This window comes from Psychrobacter sp. Sarcosine-3u-12 (genome assembly GCF_002836005.1).
In the GTDB taxonomy this organism is placed as follows: Bacteria; Pseudomonadota; Gammaproteobacteria; order Pseudomonadales; family Moraxellaceae; genus Psychrobacter; species Psychrobacter okhotskensis.
Genome location: NZ_PJBY01000108.1, coordinates 20,488 through 44,885, shown reverse-complemented (window position 1 = coordinate 44,885; position 24,398 = coordinate 20,488). Strand labels below are relative to the sequence as shown.

19 protein-coding genes are annotated in these 24,398 nt (G+C 43.3%); 11 read left to right on the top strand and 8 right to left on the bottom strand.

Features of this window, described 5'->3' with window-relative positions; translation table 11 throughout:
• Positions 1 to 199 precede the first annotated feature (199 nt).
• Complete coding sequence (gene plsB, locus CXF65_RS11770; RefSeq protein ID WP_101212170.1) at positions 200 to 2,986, top strand: glycerol-3-phosphate 1-O-acyltransferase PlsB; 2,787 nt, start codon at positions 200 to 202, stop codon at positions 2,984 to 2,986.
• 131 nt (positions 2,987 to 3,117) lie between these two features.
• On the opposite strand, the gene ettA is transcribed toward plsB, so the two are convergent.
• The gene (gene ettA, locus CXF65_RS11765) at positions 3,118 to 4,779 is read right to left on the bottom strand and encodes an energy-dependent translational throttle protein EttA (protein ID WP_101212169.1); all 1,662 of its coding nucleotides are present in this window, start codon (positions 4,777 to 4,779) and stop codon (positions 3,118 to 3,120) included.
• Positions 4,780 to 5,294: 515 nt separating this feature from the next.
• Here ettA and CXF65_RS11760 point away from each other — a divergent pair.
• The 4 genes from CXF65_RS11760 (at position 5,295) to CXF65_RS11745 (ending at position 9,505) form a co-directional block, all read left to right on the top strand.
• On the top strand, positions 5,295 to 6,566 hold the full coding sequence (locus CXF65_RS11760; RefSeq protein WP_101212168.1) for a flavin reductase family protein: 1,272 nt from the start codon (positions 5,295 to 5,297) through the stop codon (positions 6,564 to 6,566).
• 437 nt (positions 6,567 to 7,003) lie between these two features.
• Positions 7,004 to 8,338, top strand: a complete 1,335-nt coding sequence (locus tag CXF65_RS11755; protein ID WP_101212167.1) for a fatty acid desaturase family protein — start codon at positions 7,004 to 7,006, stop codon at positions 8,336 to 8,338.
• Positions 8,339 to 8,519: 181 nt separating this feature from the next.
• Positions 8,520 to 8,813, top strand: a complete 294-nt coding sequence (locus CXF65_RS11750; protein WP_025651108.1) for a GNAT family N-acetyltransferase — start codon at positions 8,520 to 8,522, stop codon at positions 8,811 to 8,813.
• Positions 8,814 to 9,211: 398 nt separating this feature from the next.
• A complete protein-coding gene (locus tag CXF65_RS11745) occupies positions 9,212 to 9,505 on the top strand; it encodes a 4a-hydroxytetrahydrobiopterin dehydratase (RefSeq protein ID WP_025651109.1) in 294 nt (97 codons plus the stop codon).
• Between the two features lie 164 nt (positions 9,506 to 9,669).
• On the opposite strand, the gene CXF65_RS11740 is transcribed toward CXF65_RS11745, so the two are convergent.
• Positions 9,670 to 9,825 (bottom strand): DUF1328 domain-containing protein, encoded by a 156-nt coding sequence (locus tag CXF65_RS11740; RefSeq protein ID WP_010200882.1) that lies wholly within the window; start codon positions 9,823 to 9,825, stop codon positions 9,670 to 9,672.
• 590 nt (positions 9,826 to 10,415) lie between these two features.
• On the opposite strand from CXF65_RS11740, the gene CXF65_RS11735 reads away from it, so the two are divergent.
• From CXF65_RS11735 to CXF65_RS11725, 3 genes are all read left to right on the top strand, one after another.
• Entirely contained in the window at positions 10,416 to 11,714 is a 1,299-nt protein-coding gene (locus CXF65_RS11735; protein ID WP_101212166.1) for a saccharopine dehydrogenase family protein, read from the top strand.
• Positions 11,715 to 12,322: 608 nt separating this feature from the next.
• On the top strand, positions 12,323 to 13,159 hold the full coding sequence (locus tag CXF65_RS11730) for a hypothetical protein (protein ID WP_101212165.1): 837 nt from the start codon (positions 12,323 to 12,325) through the stop codon (positions 13,157 to 13,159).
• 548 nt (positions 13,160 to 13,707) lie between these two features.
• Positions 13,708 to 14,136, top strand: a complete 429-nt coding sequence (locus CXF65_RS11725; RefSeq protein WP_101212164.1) for a hypothetical protein — start codon at positions 13,708 to 13,710, stop codon at positions 14,134 to 14,136.
• A gap of 342 nt (positions 14,137 to 14,478) precedes the next feature.
• On the opposite strand, the gene CXF65_RS11720 is transcribed toward CXF65_RS11725, so the two are convergent.
• Positions 14,479 to 17,028 carry a Tex family protein gene (locus CXF65_RS11720; protein ID WP_101212163.1) on the bottom strand — a complete coding sequence of 850 codons (2,550 nt, stop codon included), beginning with the start codon at positions 17,026 to 17,028 and terminating at the stop codon, positions 14,479 to 14,481.
• 361 nt (positions 17,029 to 17,389) lie between these two features.
• Here CXF65_RS11720 and ompR point away from each other — a divergent pair, with 361 nt between their 5' ends.
• Positions 17,390 to 18,148, top strand: a complete 759-nt coding sequence (gene ompR / locus CXF65_RS11715) for a two-component system response regulator OmpR (protein WP_025651114.1) — start codon at positions 17,390 to 17,392, stop codon at positions 18,146 to 18,148.
• 55 nt (positions 18,149 to 18,203) lie between these two features.
• A complete protein-coding gene (locus tag CXF65_RS11710) occupies positions 18,204 to 19,412 on the top strand; it encodes a CobW family GTP-binding protein (RefSeq protein WP_101212162.1) in 1,209 nt (402 codons plus the stop codon).
• A gap of 109 nt (positions 19,413 to 19,521) precedes the next feature.
• Here the strand turns inward: CXF65_RS11710 and CXF65_RS11705 are convergent, their stop codons facing one another.
• From CXF65_RS11705 to ubiG, 4 genes are all read right to left on the bottom strand, one after another.
• Complete coding sequence (locus tag CXF65_RS11705; protein ID WP_101212161.1) at positions 19,522 to 19,788, bottom strand: DksA/TraR family C4-type zinc finger protein; 267 nt, start codon at positions 19,786 to 19,788, stop codon at positions 19,522 to 19,524.
• 138 nt (positions 19,789 to 19,926) lie between these two features.
• The gene (locus CXF65_RS11700; protein WP_227523261.1) at positions 19,927 to 20,763 is read right to left on the bottom strand and encodes a YciK family oxidoreductase; all 837 of its coding nucleotides are present in this window, start codon (positions 20,761 to 20,763) and stop codon (positions 19,927 to 19,929) included.
• A gap of 161 nt (positions 20,764 to 20,924) precedes the next feature.
• A complete protein-coding gene (locus CXF65_RS11695; protein ID WP_101212160.1) occupies positions 20,925 to 21,635 on the bottom strand; it encodes an HAD family hydrolase in 711 nt (236 codons plus the stop codon).
• A gap of 71 nt (positions 21,636 to 21,706) precedes the next feature.
• Positions 21,707 to 22,579 carry a bifunctional 2-polyprenyl-6-hydroxyphenol methylase/3-demethylubiquinol 3-O-methyltransferase UbiG gene (gene ubiG / locus CXF65_RS11690; RefSeq protein ID WP_025651120.1) on the bottom strand — a complete coding sequence of 291 codons (873 nt, stop codon included), beginning with the start codon at positions 22,577 to 22,579 and terminating at the stop codon, positions 21,707 to 21,709.
• A 429-nt stretch (positions 22,580 to 23,008) separates the two neighbouring features.
• Here ubiG and CXF65_RS11685 point away from each other — a divergent pair, with 429 nt between their 5' ends.
• Positions 23,009 to 23,629 (top strand): thiol:disulfide interchange protein DsbA/DsbL, encoded by a 621-nt coding sequence (locus CXF65_RS11685; RefSeq protein WP_101212159.1) that lies wholly within the window; start codon positions 23,009 to 23,011, stop codon positions 23,627 to 23,629.
• A gap of 229 nt (positions 23,630 to 23,858) precedes the next feature.
• Here CXF65_RS11685 and yjgA read toward each other — a convergent pair whose 3' ends face one another.
• Positions 23,859 to 24,371 carry a ribosome biogenesis factor YjgA gene (gene yjgA, locus CXF65_RS11680; protein WP_101212158.1) on the bottom strand — a complete coding sequence of 171 codons (513 nt, stop codon included), beginning with the start codon at positions 24,369 to 24,371 and terminating at the stop codon, positions 23,859 to 23,861.
• Between the last annotated feature and the right edge of the window lie 27 nt (positions 24,372 to 24,398).

The window sequence follows — 24,398 nt, the reverse complement described above, 5'->3', positions numbered from 1 at the left end:
TTCATGCTCGCTGACGCTATTATATTATTACGCTAAAGCCTTTAGACTTCAAATAATTGAGCCTTTTAAGCGGCATTTCACTCACAAAATAATTACCGATTCGTATTAATATTAGCAGTATATACAGACATAATATATCGCTTTGATGGCTTTTATGGCATCATAAGAGTAATACATTTCACTAATTTTGATACCCATTATGATACCCAGTTTCTTAAAGAATAAGTTCCTAAAAAAACGGATTTTTAAAGCGCCAGTCACGGCCGATAGCCAGTCAGCGACAGACAACGATGCAATAACTGACGGCGAGCCAGTCGTTACCAAGCCTTACTCGAATGCGCCCATCAATCAGCTCTATCGTAAGGTATCGGGTCAGCTACTCGATGTCGCCGTTAAGCCGAAGCTGTTGGGCGAATTGCCGGAGTTTGATACGGATGATCAGACGCTCAGATTTTATGTGCTGCAAGATTATTCGCGCTCCAACAGTATTTTGATCGACTTGCAGACGCAAGAGCACAACCTACCACCAGCATTGGTCGGGGTGAATGATGTCGCCCATAACATTAAAGAAAACGCGGCCATTATATTTTTGCACCATCCACATTCTAAAGACAGCCAGCTGTCGCCACGACTATCACGCTTGGTGTCTGCCGTTTTACAGCATCCAGAGTTAAAGGTTCGTTTAGTGCCCGTCTCTATCCTGTGGGGACGCGCACCCGAAAAAGAAGACTCCCTCTTTAAGCTATTGACCGCTGATAACTGGGAAGACCCTAGCATCACCAAGCAGTTATTTAATATCGGAGTGATGGGACGCGATACCTTTGTCCAGTTCCACCCACCGCAAGACTTGCGCACCCTTATCAATGACAATCTCCAAGGTCATGGAGAAGGCCCCGCTGTCTTTGATTCTACTGCCACTGATTCAACTGATTCGAGCCATTCAACTGCTGATAGCACAAATGAGACCACTACCGTAGCGAATTATGCGTTAGTCGCGGCTGCCGATGGCAATCGTGAATTGGTGCGCATGCTGCAACAACAGCTTAATATTTACCTAGATAAACAGCGGGCCAGCATGCTTGGTCCTGATTTATCAGACAGGCGCAACTTGGTGGATAAGCTGATATATTCACCAGCGATTAAGCATGCGATAGAAGCTGAGGCCAAAGCGTCAGGCACCAATGTTCGTGATGCCCGTATCCTTGCCAAGGGCTATGCAAACGAGATGGTCAATGACTACTCGCACTCTATCATACGCGGTTTTTATAAATTTTTGACATGGCTATGGACGCAGCTCTATGACGGTGTAGAAGTCCATCACTTCGAGCGTGTACGCGAGCTTGCCACCGACTACGAGCTGGTATATGTCCCTTGTCATCGTAGTCATGTCGATTACCTTCTACTGTCTTATGTCATTTATAAACGTGGCCTGAGCATTCCTTATGTTGCAGCAGGTGATAACTTAGATGTGCCCATCTTAGGCCCACTGTTGCGCGGCGCGGTGGCGTTTTATATTCGTCGAAGCTTCCGTGGTAATGCGCTTTATACCGCCGTACTCCGTGAGTATATGCATACGCTTATTACCCGTAATACCCCAATTGAATACTTCATCGAAGGCGGGCGCTCACGCTCAGGGCGTCTATTACCACCGAAGATGGGTATGCTGGCCATGACGGTACACAGTCAGTTACGCCAAACCAATAAGCCAGTAGTCTTCATCCCGACTTATATCGGTTATGAGCGCATCATGGAAGGCGGCACCTATGTTGGTGAGCTAAAAGGCAAGCCAAAAGAATCTGAGTCGTTAATAGGCTTACTCAAAGTTGGGCGTAAGATTGAGCGTATCTTTGGTAACGTGCATTTGAGCTTTGGCACACCGCTACACCTTAGCGACTTTATGCAAAAATTTGATGTACCCGCCAACAGCTTACCTAGTGATCGCACGGATACCCCACTCGATGAAAAAACCGGCGCGATGGTCGATAACATCGGCGTCAAAGTGATGCAGCATATCAATAAAGCCGCCGTCGTCACTCCGGTGTCACTATTGTCATTAGTCCTGCTATCAGCACCAAAAGCGGCGCTCGATGAAGAGATCTGCCGTGAGCAAATCGCCCTATATCAAGGTCTGGCTCAGCAGTTGCCCTACTCTGATGATACGGTGGTCACTGATATGTCACCACAGCAAATCATCGATTATGGGGTTAAGCTCAAGCTTATCGAGCGTATCCCGCATATTTTAGGGGATATCATTCAAGTCGCTGGCAAACAAGCCGCCCTGCTCAGCTACTTCCGTAATAACATTTTGCATGTCTTTATTCTGCTGTCATTCCTAGCCGCTTTGGTTGCCCGTAACGGTCGTATCGAACGCAGTCGTCTCAATAGCATTGCCGAGCAGTTATATCCGTTTTTACAAAGTGAGCTGTTTTTATACTACCCAGCGCATGGCCTAGCCGAAACGCTCAATAAAAAAGTGGATAACCTGCTCAGTCATGGACTGATCGTCGAGTTGGGCGATGGTGTGCTTAGCGTTCCTGAGTCTAATAGTAAATGCTATCAGCAGCTACAGGTACTCGCGACGCCTGTCGAACAAAGCCTTGAGCGTTACTTTATGACGCTTGCGCTTTTGGCTCAGCAAGGCTCGGGCAATTTGACCGAAAACGAAGTGGTTGATTTGTGTCATCTACTTGGGCAGCGCTTGTCCGTCTTATATGCTGATGATATTCCTGATTTCTTTGACCGCGCCTTATTCACCAGCTTTATTAGTGCCTTGACCCGTCTAGATTATTTGCAAAAAGATGATGAGACGGGTGTGTTGACTTTTGATCAGCGTATCAACGACATTGCCCATCATGCCAAATACGTGCTCAGCCCTGATATGATGCAAATATTACAGCAAGTGGCCAGCTTAGATGAAGAGGAAATCACTCATGCGATTACTGAGATTAGTAATAAGAAGCAGCGTAAATTTGGGCGCAAGCGTTAATTTATAGCAAATTAAGTATAAAAAAAGACCTCTAATTCATTAGAGGTCTTTTTTATTGCTTATATGAACAAGTGAAGTGCAATTTCAATTTTCTAAATAGCTAGCTTTTCAGTAGCCTTGAAGCAACTATGCTAGGTAGAAATCTTTTTATACTTCATACGCTTAGGAGTGGCAGCATCACCCATGGTCTTTTTACGATAAGTCTCAAACTCAGAGTAGTTACCATCGAACCAAATTGGACCTTCTTCTTCGAATGCCAAAATATGGGTGGCGATACGGTCAAGGAACCAGCGATCATGCGAGACGACCATGACCGTGCCTGGGAATACTTGAATTGCATCCTCTAGCGCACGTAAGGTTTCGATATCCAAATCGTTTGATGGTTCATCAAGGAGCAAGACGTTTGCACCCTGTTTTAGTGTCTTAGCAAGCTGCAAGCGGTTACGCTCACCACCTGATAATTGACCAACGTGTTTTTGCTGGTCTGAGCCTTTAAAGTTAAAGCGACCGATATAAGCACGACTTGGCGTGGTGTAATCGCCAACCGTAATAATATCAAGACCGTCAGACACTTCTTCCCAAACGGTTTTACTGTCGTCTAAGTTGTCACGTACCTGACCAACATAAGCGACTTTGACACTTTCACCCAAATCAACGGTTCCAGTATCTGGCGTATCACGTTCAGTAATCATGTTAAATAGTGTGGTTTTACCCGCCCCATTTGGACCAATGATACCAACGATAGCACCTGCTGGGACGTTAAAACTTAGGTTTTCATAGAGCAAGCGATCGCCAAATGATTTAGAGATGTCATTAATCTCAATAACCTTGTTACCCAAACGTGGACCAGGTGGAATATAAATCTCAGCCGTCTCATTGCGCTGCTGGAACTCTGTTGAGTTCAGCTCTTCAAAGCGCTGTACACGAGATTTCGACTTGGCTTGTTGGCCTTTTTGGTTTTTACGAATCCACTCAAGCTCTTTTTTCAGCGCTTTAGCAAAGGATTCTTCTTGCTTGTTCTGCTGCTCTAGACGGGTGTTCTTTTGCTCGAGCCACTCGGTATAGTTGCCTTCGTACGGATAGCCATGGCCACGATCCAGCTCCAAGATCCACTGAGCAACGTTATCCAAGAAATAACGGTCATGGGTAATAGCCACGATAGTACCGCTGTAGTTCTGTAGGAACTGCTCTAGCCACGCGACAGATTCGGCGTCCAAATGGTTAGTCGGTTCGTCAAGTAACAGCATATCTGGGCGTGACAATAGTAAACGGCATAGTGCCACACGGCGTTTTTCACCACCAGACAGTTTGCTAACGTCAGCATCCCAAGGCGGTAGACGCAATGCATCAGCCGCTTTTTCAAGCTGGGTATTTAAGTTATGCGCATCCCATGCTTGGATGATGTCTTCCATCTTGCCTTGCTCTTCAGCAAGCTTATCAAAGTCTGCATCTGGTTCAGCGTATTCTGCATAAATCGCATCAAGGCGTGCCAGCGCATCTAAGGCTTCACGCATACCATCTTCGACATTACCACGGACATCTTTACTGTCATCAAGCTGTGGTTCCTGCGGCAGATAGCCAATCTTGGTGCCCGTTTGCGCGCGTGCTTCGCCGCTAAACTCTGTATCTACGCCCGCCATGATGCGTAGCAAGGTTGATTTACCAGACCCATTGATACCGAGTACACCGATTTTGGCGCCAGGGAAAAACGATAGGTTGATATTTTTTAGGATTTCACGCTTAGGTGGAACAAGTTTTGACACGTTGTTCATCGTGTAAATATATTGAGCCATTAACACTCCGATAGACTGCATAGAAGAGAACAGCAAATATCACCTAGCAATGATGCTAAGCGTGCTGTACCTCAAAATCAGGGTTACAAATTATAGGTTATTATCGCATTGTGGCGCATACCCTGCAAGCTAGTAGATGGCTTTAGCACTCTTTGGCATTGATTTCGTATTTTTGCACCTATAAGCGCAAGTTTTTACGCCTATCAGCACAAGATTATTTGCTTAAATGCAGCCTATAATAGTCAGTATAAGCTCTAATTTGAACAATAATCATATTACCCTGATACGCTTCTGTTTTATAAACCTCACAAAAAGTTGCAGCAAATTTTTCGCAAAATTAATGAATAGCCGTTAAGATATTAGATATTCTTAATAAAATATTTTAATAATTGTAGAGTTTTTTTATCTGTTCTAATATGTATAAGCGCTGATAAAAGCGACGGCAAAAGCAGTTAAGTGAGCAGTCAAACGCACGACTTTACAATGATTGAAAAGCATATGATAAAAGGTATTCTATGACGACCGGCTACCGCCCTGAGATTATCCAACGCGCGTTCGTTGATTTTGTTGGGTCGCGCTTGCATCCGTTTTGGTCGTTGACCACGCCCAAACTACGCCTTATTGCGCGACAGACGATCAACGAGGAATTGGTCGCGCTAAAGTTTGAAGCCAATCAGGCCTTTAAACGTCTAGCATTTACTATCGATGATAGCTGGCACGGCGGGCAACATATTCATCTGACTGTGCCTATCGAAGGTATCAACCATCAGCGCAGCTACTCACTGGTTGGGATGTTTCCGCAGCCAGCAGATTTGCACGACGCTATCTTTGATAACAACGCTAAAAATGCCGTTAATGACAGTGCCAGCAATAATTTATGTGCCACCGTTACTATTGCCATCAAACCGCAAGGGTTGGTTTCAGACTATCTGACTCAACAAGCGCCACTTGGTACGGTATTCGATAGTAGCTTGCCAAGCGGTGATTTTACCTTGGCGGATACATCAGCAAAATTAACCAAACAGAAAAGTGAGCTGTCACGCTCTAAGCAATCGCCGTTATTATTTATCGCTGGTGGTAGCGGTATTACCCCGATGTTAGGATTGATTACCCAAGCATTAGCACAAAGCCGCACTGTCACTTTGTTATATTATCACCGTACGTCATTGGCAAAATCACCTTTCCAAGCTTACTGGCAACACTTAGCAACTGCCTATCCCTATTTTGCTTACTATATGGTGAATACCGCTGACCCAAATAACTACAGTAGCCAGCTAGCAGGCTCGCGACACTTAGACGTAGACACCTTATCACTGCTGCCGTTGTCACTAGCAGAGTCAACGATATTCGCCTGCGGCTCATCCTCGTTATTGGCAGGGCTCTACCGTGCTCTAGAGACGTTAAGCCTGCCTTCAGATAACCACACTCTAGCACCTAAGCGCTCGCTGCGAGATAACGTGATTGTCGAACGGTTTGGCACTGCATTGCCTGATTCTGATATGAGCCTTGGTACAAATGAGGAAACGGCTGATATAGCAGTGCAAACGGTCTATTTACGTGGACGACAGCAGCAGTTTAGTAGTGGCACCACTTTACTCTTGGGCGCGGAGCAAGCAGGTATCAGACTGAGCTATGGTTGTAGACAAGGAATCTGTCAACTGTGTCGCTGCCAAAAAATCAGCGGTGTCGTCAAAAATATCCAAACGGGCAAGCTAAGCAGTCATGGTGTTGAATCTATTCAGACCTGTATCAATATCCCGATGACAGACGTCATTTTGGATGTATAAAGCAGGCTTCTTTTATTAGATAGCTATTAGGTGTTGGTACGCCTCCACTCACGGTTTATAGTGTAGAAAAAACCTTGCAAACTCAAAATTAAATACGATTTTCTTGTTATTATTACTGATTAATTAGGGCGTGTTCTCATTTTGAAAATGGCGATAAAAATGAGATAAAGTGCAGGTAAATAAGGAAAGTAGCGCAGATAATATCGAGATATTGACTAGCTATTTGACGCAGTTTGGCAAGATTTAGCCATTTTTAGACCATTTAGGCAGGTTCGTTCAGATTGAGGACATGCCCTAAGTAAACTAAATAAAATACAGCAACTTGTACCAGATTTAGATAGCTTAACGCTTTAGCATATTATATGCTAAAGCCCACTTGAATCATAAAACCGGCGCTGTCGTCTGACACCCTAAGCAGTCTCGGTTAAGGACTATTTATGCGCTTATTACCGCCTATGTTCACCGCCCAGTCTGCCGTGCCTACATTTGCTGGTTTAACGAATCTATCGCCAAAACAAGGTTTATATCCAACCCTGAGCGGCGCACAATTACCAACAGCGCGTACAGAAGCCTTGGCTGCTGAGCTAAACACGCTGTATCAGAGCGTGATGGACTCACTGGGCGCTGATGACGCTCGCTATATTCAGCGCGTTTATAGCACCGTCGTCTATAGTGAAATACTGGCCCGTGGTCTACTCGCTGTGTCAGGTCGACTGTCATCACGACAAAGTAGAGTAGTCACTTGGTTACTGGGCACTTCCCTATTAAGTTTTAGCAAAATTTTAAATAATATGGAGCTTGGTCATAATGTCATGCATGGTCAATATGACTGGATGCAGCATCCGCATCTGAATAGTAAGCAGTTTGATTGGGACATCGTTTGTCCAGCGCCGCTCTGGCAGCATTCGCATAACTACCTGCATCATACTTATACGAATATTGTTGGGCGCGATCACGACGTTGGTTATCATTTGATTCGGGTAACTGATGAACAGCCTTGGACGCCAAGCGACCGTTATAATTTACTGAAGACCATGATATTGGCATTGGGATTTGAGTGGGCGGTGGCTTTTCATGACATCCAAATCAGCGTTGACGAATATGCAGAGTCGCCACAGCTAACAGAGATCATGCAGCCAAAGTCTCATGCGTTACTGAGTAAAATCGCCCGGCAAGTGGGCAAAGATCATCTTGTTTTTCCGACGCTGGCTAGCTTAGCTTTCGGTCGCCGTAGTGCGATGACGACGCTGAGTGGTAACCTTACAGCCAATGTCGCTCGCAATATTTGGACGTGGGCAGTAATATTTTGTGGTCACTTTACCGAACAGGCGCATATCTATACCCATCTGGCTGATAATGAAAGCAAAGGCGACTGGTATGTGCGCCAAATCCTTGGCTCTAGTAACATTCAAGGCAGCAAATGGTTTCACCTTTTAACGGGTAACTTGTCACATCAGATCGAGCATCATATCTTCCCTGATATGCCTGCTCGCCATTACGCGCGTATCGCGCCCCAAGTACAGGCAATATGCCAAAAGTATGGCTTGTCTTATAACACGGGTCGGTTTGGTCGCCAATTCAAACAAGTACTGGGTCGTATCAAGCATTTTAGCAAACCAAGTGCAGAAGAGTGGCAGGCACATTTGCAAGCGCAATCTAACGTGCCAGCGCATACAAGTAATGTTACAACGCCAAAAGATGAACCACTTATGCGCGGCTTAAGCAAATATCTGCCACCTGTCGTGCAACAAGCCTTATTTTATTCCAAGTAAATGTTATAAAAATTATGGTAAAAACTTTGTCTGTAGCGCTCATATAATATTAACGGTAACATTTTACCTATCTGTGTTTACCATAAGCAGTCGTACATGACTGGTGTAACAACGGATAATGTCCCATAATATAAAAACGACAAATTAGCCTTTTAGAAAAATCATAATAATGGAGTGATATATGAACGATAATACTGAAAAAAAACCATTAGATATTGTCCATGATGACCAAGCTAAACGTTTTGAGACCTCAATTGATGGTCATACTGGCTATCTCAGCTATCAGGAACACGATGATAAACTAATCTACGACCATACTATCGTACCGCAAGAATTGGGCGGGCGCGGTGTTGGTTCTGGTCTGGTCAAACATGCCTTGAACTATGCACGCGAACAGGGTAAAAAAGTCGTACCACAATGCTCATTTGTTGCCTCTTATATAAGCAAGCATCCCGAGTATCAAGATTTGGTATAACTGGCTCCTCTTATAGTCCGTTCAATTCAAAAATAAGACAGCGGAACTGAGATACATTTTTTGCAGCCTCTGTCAGCGTAGACACAGCAAGCAAGGAAAATTTGTCTCAGTTCCGCGTTATGACACTTTGTACCTATTTTATTTAGAGCCTACTATATAGGGTTAACTATATTAAGATCTAACAATTGCTACCACACTACCCTCCTATTTATTTGCTGTCTGCAATCATGTATTTATTTTTAAATATATGACAAGATATCGAATATAGGTGGGTTTTTTGTCCTATTTAGAGTATAAAGTTGCTAGCGCACTTATTAGAATTTTTATCAATCCATTAAATAATGAAAGTTAATAAAAACTCGACCAAATCATCCAACATAATAATAAGGGAGACCACCATGAGTAGTTTATCTGACAAACAAATTGACTTACAGCTAGAAGACTTAGCTGGCTGGCAGCGTGACGGCAACAGCATTATTAAAAGCTATGAATTTAATGACTTTATTGAGGCCATCAGTTTTATGAACCAAGCCGCATTTCATGCCGAAGCGCTCGAACATCACCCTGAATGGCACAATGTTTATAATGTTGTAGACGTACGCCTAACCACGCATGATACGGGCGGTATCACCAGTCTTGATATTCGTTTGGCCAAACGAATGGAACATATTATTCAACCCAAACGCTTGTAATACATTCGGACGTATTCTTTATTAAGTCATGTTCAGTGGCTTAATATCTAAAGCAAAACAATTAGTAAAGTAGGTAGTAAATTGATTAGCGAAGAGTTTCCATAAAAAAAGTCCTCAATTGAGGACTTTTTTGCTTGATAACGTTTATTTATTCAAATTCACTGCTACATTTTACGGCTAACAAATGCGACGATAAACAAAATCACCGCCAATGCTAATAGAATGTAGGCAAAGTTTGCAGACAGTCCAGCGACACCACCAAACCCTAAGAAACTTGCAATCAGTGCGATTACTGCAAATATAATAGCCCAGCGAAACATAACCTTCTCCTCAATAATTATCAAAAATCAGATAGAAAGACAAATAGCAGATCTAAAACGCGATCGTTGCTAATATTCGTCTTACTTCATCTAATGTCCATTTAAGTTGTTGTTTTTTTAATACTATTTACAACTGTGTACGGGGATAGATTAGCAATATTTTTCGCCAAAAAACGTTCATTTTAGTAATAATGTCGGTAGGTTATGTAATCTTTGTAGCAAATCTTAATATTTAGACATTTTTGCTTGGCTTTGCAGCACTTATGTGTAGAGATGGTGAGGTATCACTCAACTCCGAGCATTTTCACCCTATAATTTACTATAAACCATGACAGTTCACACTAACTGGTTCCTACTTACCATTACTATGCCTTAGAATAGATTGACGACTTAGAATCCATTTAACGATATGTAAATATGGATCTTTTTTTATTCCCATCACTCATTTATAGTCGCTTCAATCTAAAAATGGTACGAAGCCATCGAATGCAGATGTATAGACCCTACTTCAAGCAAGGTTAATGCTATAACACTTTTATAACGGATCGGCTCTAGCATTAAATTATGCAGAAAAACACTTATTAAGGACAATAAATATGGATACGTCAAAGAATACGAATGCAGCAGATGATAATAAACAAACCAACAGTAACCAGCGCCCTTACGCCATTATTTTATACGGAGCGACCAGTTTTGTTGGACAGATTACTGCTCATTATTTAACAAGCTTTTTGTCTAATGCCAAAAATAAGGATGGCTCTAACGTCACGTGGGCGATAGCGGGTCGTGACGAAGACAAGCTTAACGAATTACAGTCCAAGCTTGAGAGCAAAGTAGATATTATTATCGCTAATAGTAAAGACGCTGCTAGCCTAGATGAGATGACCAAGCAGGCGCAAGTCATCATCTCAACCGTTGGCCCTTACTTAAGATATGGCGAGGCGTTGGTCAAATCTTGCGCCGAAAATGGCACTGATTATGTCGACCTTACTGGTGAAGCCATCTTTATTAAAGATATGATGGACAAATACCAAGAGACCGCTGAGCAAAGCGGTGCTCGTATCGTCAATTCCTGTGGCTTCGACTCTATTCCGTCAGATTTAGGCGTTTATTTTACCCAGCAGCAGGCAGAAGCTCAGTTCGATAGCACTTGTGATGTCATTCATATGCGCGTAAAAGCGGCGAAAGGTGGCTTATCTGGTGGTACGGTTGCCTCAATGGCGACTATTTTTGAAGAAGTAGGAAAAGATAAATCACGTCGTAAGCAAGTGGCAAACCCTTATCTGCTCAATGATGATAAAGATGCGCCTAGCGTGCGCCAAGCCAATGTCAGTAAGCCAGAATACGATAATGAGCACAAACGCTGGTTGGCTCCGTTTGTGATGGCAAGCATCAACACTCGTATCGTACATCGCAGCAACCAACTGCTCGGCTACGAATATGGTCGCGACTTTAAGTATGATGAAGCGATGTGGATGAAAGATGGCGTAAAAGGCAAACTGTCAAGTTATGCACTGAGCGCTGGACTGTTAGGATTTGCCACCGCGATGATGATTAAGCCAAGCCGCGAATTGCTGTCCAAGCATGTCTTACCAAAAGCTGGCTCTGGGCCGTCGAAGTCTGACCAAGATAACGGTTACTACGATATTCGTCTCTTTGGAAAAACTGCCAATAAAGACACCATCAACACCAAAGTAACGGGCGATAAAGATCCTGGTTATGGCAGTACGTCACGCATGCTGGCACAAGCAGCCTTATGCTTAGCGCAAGATATTAGCAAAGATGATGTCGGTGGCGGGTTTTGGACGCCAGCAGCCGCGATGGGTGATAAGCTGCTAACACGTTTAGAAGCGCATGCAGGTCTTAGCTTTGAGGTAGTCGATGGTTAGCCTTTACAGATGACACTTAACAAACTGTCAATAAACGAAGACTAAAATCTGAATAGCCGTATTTTTAATGATCGTATTTTTAATAACCGTATCTTGGTAACAAGGTACGGTTTTTTTATGGACAAACTCTTTAAAATTTTCAAGCAGATGTTAATGAATAATAATAACGTACGTTTTTGGTGAACAATGTTGCCAGTTTTCTCTTTTTTTATACATTACGCTACACATCCTTAGCCTGATGTCACAGCCATGTCTTAGCAACTGACGTAGTATTAAAAACGTTAAAATAATAAATTAAAGCAGAAACGTCGAATCAAAAATTATGACGTTATTTATTAAAAACTAATTCGTTTTACTAGGGTGTGTCTTCATTTTAAAAATGGTCATAAAAGTGAGATAAACTGCCGTCAAACGAGGAAAATAGTGCAAATAATATCGGGATGTTAATCAGCTATTTGACGATGTTTGGCAAAATTTAGCCATTTTTAGCCCATTCAGATACAAGCGCTTGAATTGAGGACACGCCCTAATAACTTGATATAAAAATAAGCCATATAAGAAATAATACTAATTCAAACACATTTATTAATCATTAAAAGGATGTAACCATGAAATTGAATATATTGACCGTTGCTGTTATTACATCAGGTCTAACCATGCTTGCGAGCCATGCAAATGCTGCAATGACAACCGATAATCACGGTAACGTAGGCTATGACAGTTACGACGAATGCGTCACTGCTGTCCAAGATGGCTCAGCCAAGTTTTATAGCCCTTATACCTATCAAAACCCCAAACGCCAAGCTGGTGAAGCCTCTGTCAAAAAGATGCGCTTATCTGAAGTCATGATTCCACAGAGTGTCGTCGACAGCAATAACTTAAATGCTAACAATTATTCAGCAGGTGCTTGTGATTTAGGCGTGGGACAATCGAATGGTCGCTATGGCGTATCCGGTGCTTTGGTCGGCAAATATGTTGCTATCGCCGCTGATATGCCAGTCAACGTCTACATGGATAAAAACGGCAATCCTGTGCGTTTAAGTATGCAACAGTGCGACAATCATTTTGGCGCCAAGTTCCCTACACCAATTATGTCTGAAGCTGTGGAAAGTGAAGCGTTAGAAGCGGAAGTTGCCATTACTGAAGAGCGTAGTATAGAACCCGTTATTATCGAAACGACTCGTGTTATTCGTCCTGCTAAATATAAAGTAAAAGAAGTCATCATCGCACCACAAGATCAAATTAAACGCGTTAATACAGCAAATGGTACGGCCATTGCGGTAGAAGATGCTGGGCGTACTGTAATCGTTGGCGAGGTAGCAGATGATGAAGTGATTGATAATACTGAAATCAGTCAGACCTTCCCTGTCATCCGCGTTCCTGATAGCGATTTACAGCAGCGCGTTATCGATCCCAATACTGGTAGATATGTCATCGTTGAATAATTTTTTTACAAAAAAAATCTTGGATGCAAGTAAATTATATTCTTATAGTTGATTTAATTTAAAAGTAGTACAAGGCCACCGAGTGTAGATGTATATTTAGTACTTCAAACGAGGTTAACGCAGTAATACTTTTATAGTGGAATGATTATATTTAATAGTCACTGTGTTTAAAGCTAAGGTAAAGAAACTTTATATATTTGCCTGACAATAAGAATACAATAGTTGCACAAAGTCACCTGCGAGCGCATGTCTGTTAGATTTTTAATCTATGTACTACTGAAATAATAATCGCTTAGTTGCTATTCTCTTGCTTAGAGTTTTATTAGATTATTTTATAAAACTCTTTATCCACACCAATCATGATAATCAACAAATGGTTATCATGATTTTGTTTTATCTACACATTGAATGTTAAATATATTAAATATATTAAATATATAGATTCAAAATACACCATTAATTTGTGCTATACGAAATCATGCAAATAAGCGTCAAGTTTGAAATACTTTGAGCTGACGCTATGAGAATGCAAACTGAGGAATAAACTGATGAAAAACCGTACTCTACCTTTATCATTACTGATTGGCGCTATGCTCACTATTCCAAGCTTGGCTATGGCTGCACCTGCTGATACTGCACAAGCAGATATGCAAAATGCTGCTACTACCACACTTGAGACTGAAGCTGAAAATTCAGCCAATGTATCAGTACCAAGCCCATCTAACTCGGTTCAGATTAACGAAACCCAGCGCATCTCAAGAGCAAGCGTAAATAGCAACGCCACTCAACAACAGATGGCTCCTGAGCAACAGGCACAACAACAGGCTATGCAGCAAGCGCAACAACAAGCCATGCAAGATTCAGAAGAAGCAATGCCACAAAAAGACCTACAAGAAGATATGTCACAGGAAGATATGCTAGATGAAGAATCAATGCTGGAAGAAGAAGCTTCGTCAGAATCACAAGAAGAGCTATAACAAACTCCCCAAGAAGCAACAGAAAATCTATAATACGGTATAAGCGCTTCTGCTAACTGATAAAAGCAGTAATATTTATTTACTACAGCACCTTAGGGTCTGTTGAACGAATCTTTAAATATTAGACTGCTGATATCAATTTTTCTTGCTTGCTGTGCCTGCGCAGACAGAGGCGACAAAAAATTGATATCAGCAATACCGTCGTGTTTTTAAAAAATTTTGACTATAGCTAAAGTATTTCTCAAATATATTTCCAATAAAAAAGGCAGCCATTAGGCTGCCTTTTTTATTGGTTATTTCTGTTAATTATTTAGAACTAACTTAAGAAACTGACCAAACCCATTACTTCTTAGTTTTAGTGACGCCCGCTTCTTGCAACAATGCACCCAATGTACCCATTTTGCTAGGTGCTTCTACTTTTTCAGCTTTAGGCGCTTTGCTGCGGTTATTGGCGCTGTCTTTATCTTGACGATTACCGCGCGGTTTTGACGGACGCTTATCCGCTGATGGACGGCTGTTATTTGGGCGATTGCTATTTGCCTGATTACTACGTGGACGACTGGCTTTCTCATCATTATCTGTACCTTCTGCAGTCGACTTCGCTGCTGGACGCGCGGGCTTTTCAGATTCAGGCTTCATACTAAAACCAATGCGACCACGCTTTTCGTCGATAGAGATGACACGCACTGAGACAATATCGCCCGGCTTGACGCGATTCATCGGATCGGCAACGAAGTCATTGGCCATCTGTGAGATATGCACGAGACCATCTTGATGGACACCGACATCAACGAAGCAACCAAAGGCTGTCACGTTAGTAACCACACCTTCTAGCTGCATGCCTTCGCTTAAATCTTTAATGCTATTAACGTCTTCACGGAAGTTAGCCGTTTTAAACTCAGGACGTGGGTCACGTGCAGGCTTGGCAAGCTCTTCGATGATAGCTTTGACACTGATATTATCATCATTTGCCGCTAGTGCAGTGGTGTCGAGCGTGTTTAGTACACCGTCGTTACCGATGACTTCTGGCAATGCTTTACCGGTTTGCGCCAGTAAGCTATCGACCAGCGCATAGCTTTCTGGATGCACACCAGTCGCGTCAAGTGGATTACTACCACCATGTATGCGTAAGAAGCCTGCTGCCTGCTCAAAGGTCTTAGCACCTAAACGCGGAACGTTTTTGAGCGCCTCACGGCTATCAAATGCGCCGTGCTCTTTACGATAAGTGACGATTTGCTGGGCGACATTTTTATTCAAACCCGCAATATGCGCCAAGATAGCAGGACTTGCCGTATTCACATCAACCCCAACCGCGTTCACGCTATCTTGGGTCACTTTATCCAAGCTATCAGCCAACTGGTTTTGGTTGACATCATGTTGATATTGACCAACACCAATGGCTTTTGGATCTACTTTGACCAGCTCTGATAACGGATCTTGCAAGCGACGAGCGATAGAAACCGCACCGCGTACAGATACGTCTAAATTACCAAGCTCATCAGTGGCCAGCTCACTGGCTGAATAGACAGAAGCGCCTGATTCATTAACGATAACCGCTTTGGCTTTTAATTCAGAATTGGCGGCCAAAATCTCTTTAATCATCGCATCTGTTTCACGGCTCGCCGTACCGTTACCGATAGCGACTAGATCGACGTTGTAAGTACTTAATAATTCATCAATGACTTTTTTGGCTTCATCCATCTTATTATCAGGGGCGAATGGATAAACGGTTGCGACGACAGGCTTGTCTTCGCTGTCTAGCATGACATGGCCTTGGGCATCGACAATCGCCATTTTAACGCCATGGCGGATGCCGGGATCCACACCTAAAATCACTTTACGACCAGCAGGTGCTGACATGAGTAAATGCTGTAAATTATTGGCAAACACATCAATCGCGTCAGCTTCAGCAGTTAGGCGTTTTTCCGTCAATAAGCGATGCTCGATATGCGGACGCCATTTTTCTTTCCATAAGCTACTAGCGGCTTCTGTTAAAAACTCACGGCGCGCGTCAGGTGCTTTGGCATTAACATCGAAATGCTTGATAGTTTTTTCGATAAAGGGGGCATCTTCGCCTTCGATTTTGAGACCCAAAACATTCTCTTGGCGACCACGTAGCATTGCTAATAAACGATGGTTTGGCAGACGCGCAAGGCTTTCACTATGTTCAAAATAATCTTTGAATTTCTCACCGACTTCGCGTTTTTCTTCGCTAGCAACCGCAGATACGATACTCGCCGTTTTGGCAAAACCACTACGTAAATTATCTAGCAAGTCTAGTGCTTGTGTCCACTCATCAACGATGATGGCTTGCACGCCCGCCAATTGCTTATCGATATCGCTAAAGTCGACTTCAATCTCGTTACCGCTGTCGTCAGAGATGCTAGATGGCGCTTGATAGTCAGCCAGTGCCTCTGTTGGGGTAATCTCTTGCGTCAGTACCGCCTGAGCAGCAACGTCGAGACCAGCAGCACGTGCTTTGGCAGCTGGTGAACGGCGACGTGGACGATAAGGCAAGTAGATGTCTTCAAGCTCAAGCTTGGACGTCGCGTTATCGATACGCGTCTGTAGCTCGTCAGTCAAATTGCCCTGCGTGCTGAGCAGCTCAGTAATTTTGAGGCGACGCGTTGCCATGTCGCGCTCATAATTGAGAGACTTCTCTAAAGCACGCAGCTGCGCATCGTCAAGGTTTTGGGTTTTTTCTTTGCGGTAACGCGCAATGAAAGGAACGGTCGCGCCTTCATCGTAAAGTTTGACAAACGCATTGACTTGAGCAGTCTTAATGCCAAGCGCGCGAGCAAGCTTGTCGTGAATATTCGCGTGTGTGGTTGCATCCAAAACCTGTGCATTTGTCGAGGTTTGAGATGGCGTTAAGGTATCAGTGCTACTCATAGACGTATCAATCGTTGATAAATGGTGTTTGGCATTATAGCAAAAGCTGCATGAATAAAAATCCTTTTTATCTTTTCCTTATTTATCTGCTGTTTTCTACCCTAAATTGGCTGCTATGCTAAGTTCTGTAGCCTTGTTAAACAAACGCATACAGCATTTATGCCGATGGGTGATGCAATTGGCAGTGCAATCTTATACACTAAAGTATCAATAGCGCAAATATTACTACGCGCTGAAATATTGAACAGAAGTCTTTAATTTTACGAGGTTTCATTAATACCTAATAGATTAATGATTAAATAACGACAACGTTTTTGCTGAAACTTTCTACTAATAATAATTTTTATAAGAGGATGCCTGTATGCCTGATAATAACAGCCCCGATACTTTAACTCAGCGTATCTTAGTGGTCGATGATGATGCTCGTCTGCGTTCTTTATTACAACGCTTTCTAGAAGATGATGGCTTCGTCGTTCGTACTGCCCATGATGGCAGTCAGATGGATAAGTTGATGCAACGCGAGCTTTTCTCTTTAGTCGTACTGGATTTGATGCTACCGGGCGAAGATGGCATTAGTATCTGTAAGCGGCTGCGTGAAGACAATGGCGATATTCCAATCATCATGCTGACGGCCAAAGGTGGCGACGCCGATCGTATCGCTGGTCTTGAAGCGGGTGCGGATGATTATCTGCCTAAACCCTTTAATCCAAAAGAGCTGCTTGCTCGTATCAAAGCCGTATTACGTCGTCAAAATCGCGAGCTACCGGGTGCACCAAGTCATCAGCTAGAAGTGGTTGAATTTGGTCCATGGACGCTTGATTTATCGACTCGTACGCTTAAACGTGATGGCAATGTAGTTACCTTAACGACCGGTGAATTTTCAGTATTAAAAGCATTGGTTCAGCATCCACGTGAGCCATTAACTCGCGATAAATTGATGAATCTTGCCCGTGGTCGTGAATGGGGTGCGATGGAGCGTTCTATCGATGTACAAGTCTCACGCCTACGCCGCCTCATTGAAGACAACCCGTCACAAGCGCGTTACATCCAAACCGTTTGGGGTGTAGGCTATGTGTTCGTTCCTGACGAAGCTGAAGTTGAAACAGCAAAAAGTGAATAGTATTTACTTTATAGTTGCTGCTTTACACCCACTTATGACGATAGTTTAGACGACAATGGCTTTGACCACATCTACCATGATTCAAAACATACCCTGCACCTTGGTGACAGGGTTTTTGGGTGCGGGTAAAACTACCGTCATCAACCAGCTACTCTCTAGCAAGCCCGCCGATGAGCGCTGGGCTCTATTGATTAACGAGTTTGGACGTATTGGCATTGATGGCGCGCTGCTAGCAAGCGCACAAGAGAACAACGTTGATACAGGCAGCATTGCCATTCGCGAGGTCAGTGGTGGCTGTATTTGTTGCACCAGTCAGCTGCCCCTACAGATTGCGATTACCCGCCTGCTTAGCGATCATCGTCCGCAGCGCCTTATTATAGAACCCACCGGATTGGCACACCCACGCGAGTTGATACAACAACTGAGCGCGCCACATTGGCAAACAGCACTCAATATGCAGGCTGTAATAACGGTGCTAAGTGGCGGGCAATGGCAACAACAAAAGTATCGCTCGCACGATGGTTTTCAAGCGCATGTCCGTGACGCTGATGTCTTGGTGATCAATCGCTATATGCAGCTGAGTGAAAATGAGAGGCAGGCGTTACAAGAATGGATAACACGGCTCAATCCTGACGTGACCACTATCTGGACAGAATCTGAGCCTCACACCGTGGATGATCGCTCAAATAAGATAACTGCTTTGAATACTGCCTCATCAATGCTGATAGCACAGCTGACCAAACCAAGCCATACCATCTCGCGGCAGCGCTCTGCCGATAAAAGCCAACCTAATGATGAGACTCGCATTTCTTTACAGCCACTCATCAGACAGCCACTTACTGGCTTGATGTCTAATCAATCTATAGAGAACAACGAAAGTCATGACGACATAGCGTCAGATACTGAGCTCCCCTACCGCTATCATGAACAACAACAAGACATGCTGTTAGGGGGCTGGCGCTTGCCTGCACATTACGTATTTAACGCTGATGGTTTACAAGAATGGTTGTTAAAATTGCCTAACTGGCAACGTATTAAAGGCATGGTTCATACCTCTGACGGCTGGTTAAAGATTAACTTTACACCTGACAGCTTGACTATCACCACGACGAGCGCCCACATCGATAGCCGATTAGAAGTCATTTTGCAGACCGATAATGATTTGCCGATAGACAACGTTAGGTCAACCATCAGTCTTAGTAAAGATGATTGGCAGGCTTATGACCAGCAGCTGATGGCGCTGGTGCTTGAAGACAGACTCTAGTTACCTATAAAAAGACTACCTTTCAAAAAATGCCACACTCACAAAAAAGACCACCGTTGCTAAGTAAAATAGCAACGGTGGTCTTTTTTTATTGATTCGCTTTTACAAATTAGCGCAATTGGCTGTCTTTACTGCCGCGACGATTAAACAGCTCAGCTGCTCTCGCCTCTTGTTCAAGTTCGCTTTGGCAACTGACACAATGCTGTACACCCGGTAAAGCTAGGCGCCGCGCTTCTGGAATAGGATTGCCACACTCATCACAAAACTCTGCACTATCACCTTTAGGTATCGCACTACGCACACGATCTAACGCATCATTTACCGTTGCATCCATCTGTTCGTGTTCAGCGCCATCTCTTGACCAACCACCAGCCATAATCTTATCCTTTTTGTCTATTATTATTAATATCTTATAAGATAAAAGTCTTTAAGAACAAATAGATGAGGCTAATTGACACTATTTTCAATGCTTAAAAGTCAATTAAAACATATCTCTCAGATTATCATAGCTTAGCTAATCTTTTGGTTGTAAATCCACCACTTGCCCGCGCACCCCAATGCTGGCGTCACTCATCAGACATACATAACCTGCCATAATATCCTCAGGTGTTTTGAGAGACATAGGGTTCTCACCAGGATAAGCATGAGCGCGCATATTGGTACGCGTTCCACCAGGATTGATACAGTTAAACCGCAAGTTTGTGGTATTTTGCGTCTCTTGAGTAAAGATATCACTCATCCCTTCGACGGCTTGCTTGGAGAGTGCATAAGCGCCCCAAAATGCACGAGGATGGGTACCAACCGTGCTAGACGTAAAGACGATAGAGCCATGATCAGCATCTTTTAATAGCGGTAACAACGCTTGCGTGAGCATAAAAGTCGCCGTAAAGTTGACCTTCATCACTTGGGCAAAGGTATCGACGTCATACATCTCAAGCGGCGTCAATTGTCCAAGCATGCCAGCATTATGTAAGATACCATCGAGCTGACCCACTTCTTTATTAATCAGGCCTTCTAACTGCTGCATATCTGCGTAAGTTGCGCCTTCTAAATTCATCGGTAGCATGGCTGGCTGCTTGCCACCCAAGCTCTCAATCTCATCATAGACGTATTCAAGTTTGCTACTGGTGCGACCCAATAATAGTACCGTAGCACCATAACGGGCGTAGGTTAAAGCGGCGACGCGCCCAATACCATCACCTGCCCCTGTGACCAAGATAGTCTTGCCGTCTAAACAGTCAACAGGTGGCACAAACTGACGAATATCGTCGTGCGTTAAAGGCTGTCTAGGATTTTGCGCGGCTGCTTGATGATTTTGCTCGGTCGCTGACTGTTTAACATTGTCACTCATAGTATGACTCACTGCGTATTATTTATTATTAGAGGTATTTGCGTTCAAAAGCGTTTATTTTCAGAGATGCGCGTTTACGAGCAAATATTTAAGATTACATATTTATAAGATATTTGCTTGTAAATGCTTTTTTATGACTGATTTATTGATAAGTGTTTTAGTTATAAATATTCAAACTTACCAGAAGACAGTAATAGCTTATTCAACTGCTCAGGGGTATCCGTAATATAATCAGCGCCCCACTTCTTAAGGTTTTTTTGATCTTGCGGCGGAATATAGCCATAAGCGGCCAAAATTGTTGACATACCAGCGGCATTGCCAGCATCGATATCGCGTATATGATCCCCTACATAGAGCACGCAACCAGCAGCGCCGCGCGGGATACCAAGTTTTTCTAATGCCATATACATCGGCTCTGGATCAGGCTTAGGGCGCGATACATCTTCAGGACAGACCAAGGCAGCACAGCGCTCATCCAACTGCATTTTCTGTAACAGCTGCTCTGCTAGATAACGCGGCTTATTGGTCACAATACCCCAAGGCACACCTTTTTTCTCAAGCGTGGTCAGGACCTCTTCTAGCTCGCTAAATACACAGCTGTCCACACAAATCTCTGCTTCATAATCATCTAAAAACTGCTGGCGAAAGCCAAGTAAAGCTTCTTCGCTGACACTGTCTTGACCATTTTGATGCAGCATAAGCTTGACCATGGCTGACGCACCAGCAGAGACTTGCTCTCGAATAAGTGCTTCAGGTGGGGCTTGCCAATCATTTTCGCGGCTCATTTTAGCAATAATCCGTACGAAGTCGGCAGCGGTATCGATTAGCGTCCCATCAAGGTCAAATAAAACGGCTTTGACGAATTGGCTCATAAGGCATACTCTTTTAATTGGTGAGGTGTTTGGCGCATTAATGATGGGACAGTAGGCAATTAGTTAAGCTATTAAGCCATTGGTTTTTGTACCGCTATCATATAGTTGACATCGACATTTTGTGCCAGCCAATAGCGCTTAGTCAGTGGATTGTAATGTAGTCCGGTAATATCTTGGCGCGTAAATCCAGCAGTAACCGCCATCTTATCAAGCTCAGCAGGCGTGATAAATTTGGCATAGTCATGGGTGCCACGATCCAGTAAACGCAATACGTATTCGGCGCCCACGATAGCAAACAGATATGACTTAGGATTGCGGTTAATCGTCGATAGCACACAAACACCACCAGGCGCTAATAGGGCAAAACAAGCTTGCACAATCGAGCTTGGATCAGGCACATGCTCAAGCATTTCCATACAGGTCACCACATCAAACTGACCCGCATGGGTTTTGGCCAAATCTTCTACTGGGATATGCTGATAGCGAAGCGTCTTGTCTAAACCACTTTGCTCTGCATGAATCGTCGCCGCCTTTAGGTTTTCAGTCCCTAGGTCGATACCGGTCACATCAGCACCGCGACGTGCCATCGATTCAGATAATATGCCACCGCCGCAACCGACATCGAGCACTTTTTTGCCCGTCAATCCCATCTCCGCAGTCTTATTAGCGTTTGTACTATCATCGCTATTTTGATAGCCGCGCTTAACATTTTCTTCTATCCAGTTCAGGCGCAGTGGGTTGATTTCATGCAAGGTCGCAAACGCGCCCGTATTACTCCACCATTCGCTCGCCAGTTTATTGAACTTGTCGACTTCGCTAGGATCTACATTTATCGTGGCAGCCGTATCGTTAGAAATAGTATCATTAGCAACAATATTAGCAGTATCGAAACGGCTGTTCGCTTGATCATTCAAAGCAGGCGAAGAAGATAAAGCTGAGCTCATAGCGTTTTCCTTTAGAGTTATTATCGGATACAGTACAGAATTATACCCTTAATATTAGCATGCGAGCGCCAGTTTTGTCGTGAGTACATCGTCACCGATTGTGAGTAAAAGCAGAAAATACTTACATATCATGTCTATAGCGCAGTGCTAACTTGATGGTAACCGATATCTAAAAAGCCTCTTTGCAAACGTTATATGATAAAATTTTTAGTCATAAGAGTCATAGGTACTGTTAAGTAAGATACCTTAAATAATAGCTCACAGCTTTACAACCGTTAGTTAAGAATCGGGTTCACAACCATACCTGTTTTACGTTATTATAGTCGGTACTCTGATATAGGTTGATTATACTAGACGCTTTGTCATTTATATTATCAAACCTATAGAAACTCCTAAAAACTCTCAGCCTCTACCCCTCAAGGAAAAAGTATGAAACGTGTCATTGCATTGACTGGTCTGACTTTTGCTATTGGAATAGCCAGCATGGGCGCCCAAGCAGCCGATTATGTCGCCGGAAAAGACTATCGCGTGCTAGACAATCCAGAAAAAATCACTGGTGATGCTATTATTGTCCGTGAGTTTTTTTGGTATGGTTGCCCGCACTGTAACGCGCTTAATCCTCATATGGAAAAATGGGCAAAAAATAAAGACAAAGATGTGGCTTTCTTCAAAACTCCAGCAGCGCTCAACCCTGTTTGGGAAGCCAGTGCCCGTGGTTTTTATGCCGCTCAGCTGTTAGGCTATGAAAACAAAACCCATGATGCGCTCTTTGATGCGATTCATAAAGATGGCAAAAAGCTGTTTGATCAAGCCTCATTAAGCAAATGGTACGCAGCCCAAGGCGTTGACCAAAAGAAATTCAACAGCCTTTATAACTCATTTGCTGTAGGTACCAAAATCGGTCGCTCACAAGCAGGCGCTAAGCGCTATCAGCTGTCTGGTGTACCAGCCGTTGTGGTACAAGGCAAATATGTCGTCACTGGTGAAGATGCCAAAGTACCTAAAGTGGTTGATTACTTAGTTGATAAAGCACGTGCCGAGAAAAAATAAGCGTTAATTATATTTAATTAAACCGTATTAACGCTGCACTAAAAAAGCCAATCATTAACGATTGGCTTTTTTGTATTTGCATTTTGATAAGCTTATTTTTCAGTACAGTTATTAGTAGTTGTGCAGATAATCGCTATGCTGCTATTGGTATAGTGAGTGAAAAGTAATATAGAAACATCTACACTCGGTTGTCTTGTACTACTTTTAAATTGAATCAACTATAGAATAACTAGCCTTTTAAATCCGATAAGATGGTCACTTCGCGGATATAGCTGGCCAAATCTGCTTTAGACTCCAGCATCAGCTCATCATCCTGCGTGTGCTTGGCGTATTCAATCCAAAGCAATAATTGATACAGGCTATTACGCTCAGAGACTTTATATTGTTTGACAAACTGCTTTAGCGTGCCTTCGTCATTGATATTTAGACGTTCAGACCAGCTTTCTATTTTAGAGACTTGTTCTTTTGGAAAGTAAGCATCGAATAAGGCTTTTACCAATTCATGGCGGTTTTCTTCGCTGATCAATTTACCGACGCGCTTGGTCTGTCTAATACGCGCATTGGCACTGGTAATGTCTGCTAATGCCATCAACTCCGCCATAAAATAATCACTGGCTGGCAAGTTTTTGAGCTGTTTTTTCGATAAGCTGGCGAGGGGTATCGATAATTGTTGCAAGCGCTCATGGGATTTTTTGAGTTCTGTGCGCGAGACGCGCATATCATGTTCTGACCAGTCAATCATAAAAGCGTTCCAAAATAATAAAATGAA

Coding starts and splice junctions, on each gene's coding strand:
- CXF65_RS11730 (WP_101212165.1), top strand. CDS start 12,323: ATGAAATTGAATATATTGACCGTTGCTGTTATTACATCAGGTCTAACC.
- CXF65_RS11750 (WP_025651108.1), top strand. CDS start 8,520: ATGAACGATAATACTGAAAAAAAACCATTAGATATTGTCCATGATGAC.
- CXF65_RS11695 (WP_101212160.1), bottom strand. CDS start 21,635: ATGAGCCAATTCGTCAAAGCCGTTTTATTTGACCTTGATGGGACGCTA.
- CXF65_RS11740 (WP_010200882.1), bottom strand. CDS start 9,825: ATGTTTCGCTGGGCTATTATATTTGCAGTAATCGCACTGATTGCAAGT.
- plsB (WP_101212170.1), top strand. CDS start 200: ATGATACCCAGTTTCTTAAAGAATAAGTTCCTAAAAAAACGGATTTTT.
- CXF65_RS11760 (WP_101212168.1), top strand. CDS start 5,295: ATGACGACCGGCTACCGCCCTGAGATTATCCAACGCGCGTTCGTTGAT.
- ettA (WP_101212169.1), bottom strand. CDS start 4,779: ATGGCTCAATATATTTACACGATGAACAACGTGTCAAAACTTGTTCCA.
- CXF65_RS11720 (WP_101212163.1), bottom strand. CDS start 17,028: ATGAGTAGCACTGATACCTTAACGCCATCTCAAACCTCGACAAATGCA.
- CXF65_RS11755 (WP_101212167.1), top strand. CDS start 7,004: ATGCGCTTATTACCGCCTATGTTCACCGCCCAGTCTGCCGTGCCTACA.
- CXF65_RS11745 (WP_025651109.1), top strand. CDS start 9,212: ATGAGTAGTTTATCTGACAAACAAATTGACTTACAGCTAGAAGACTTA.
- ubiG (WP_025651120.1), bottom strand. CDS start 22,579: ATGAGCTCAGCTTTATCTTCTTCGCCTGCTTTGAATGATCAAGCGAAC.
- CXF65_RS11710 (WP_101212162.1), top strand. CDS start 18,204: ATGGCTTTGACCACATCTACCATGATTCAAAACATACCCTGCACCTTG.
- yjgA (WP_101212158.1), bottom strand. CDS start 24,371: ATGATTGACTGGTCAGAACATGATATGCGCGTCTCGCGCACAGAACTC.
- CXF65_RS11685 (WP_101212159.1), top strand. CDS start 23,009: ATGAAACGTGTCATTGCATTGACTGGTCTGACTTTTGCTATTGGAATA.
- CXF65_RS11700 (WP_227523261.1), bottom strand. CDS start 20,763: ATGAGTGACAATGTTAAACAGTCAGCGACCGAGCAAAATCATCAAGCA.
- CXF65_RS11705 (WP_101212161.1), bottom strand. CDS start 19,788: ATGGCTGGTGGTTGGTCAAGAGATGGCGCTGAACACGAACAGATGGAT.
- ompR (WP_025651114.1), top strand. CDS start 17,390: ATGCCTGATAATAACAGCCCCGATACTTTAACTCAGCGTATCTTAGTG.
- CXF65_RS11725 (WP_101212164.1), top strand. CDS start 13,708: ATGAAAAACCGTACTCTACCTTTATCATTACTGATTGGCGCTATGCTC.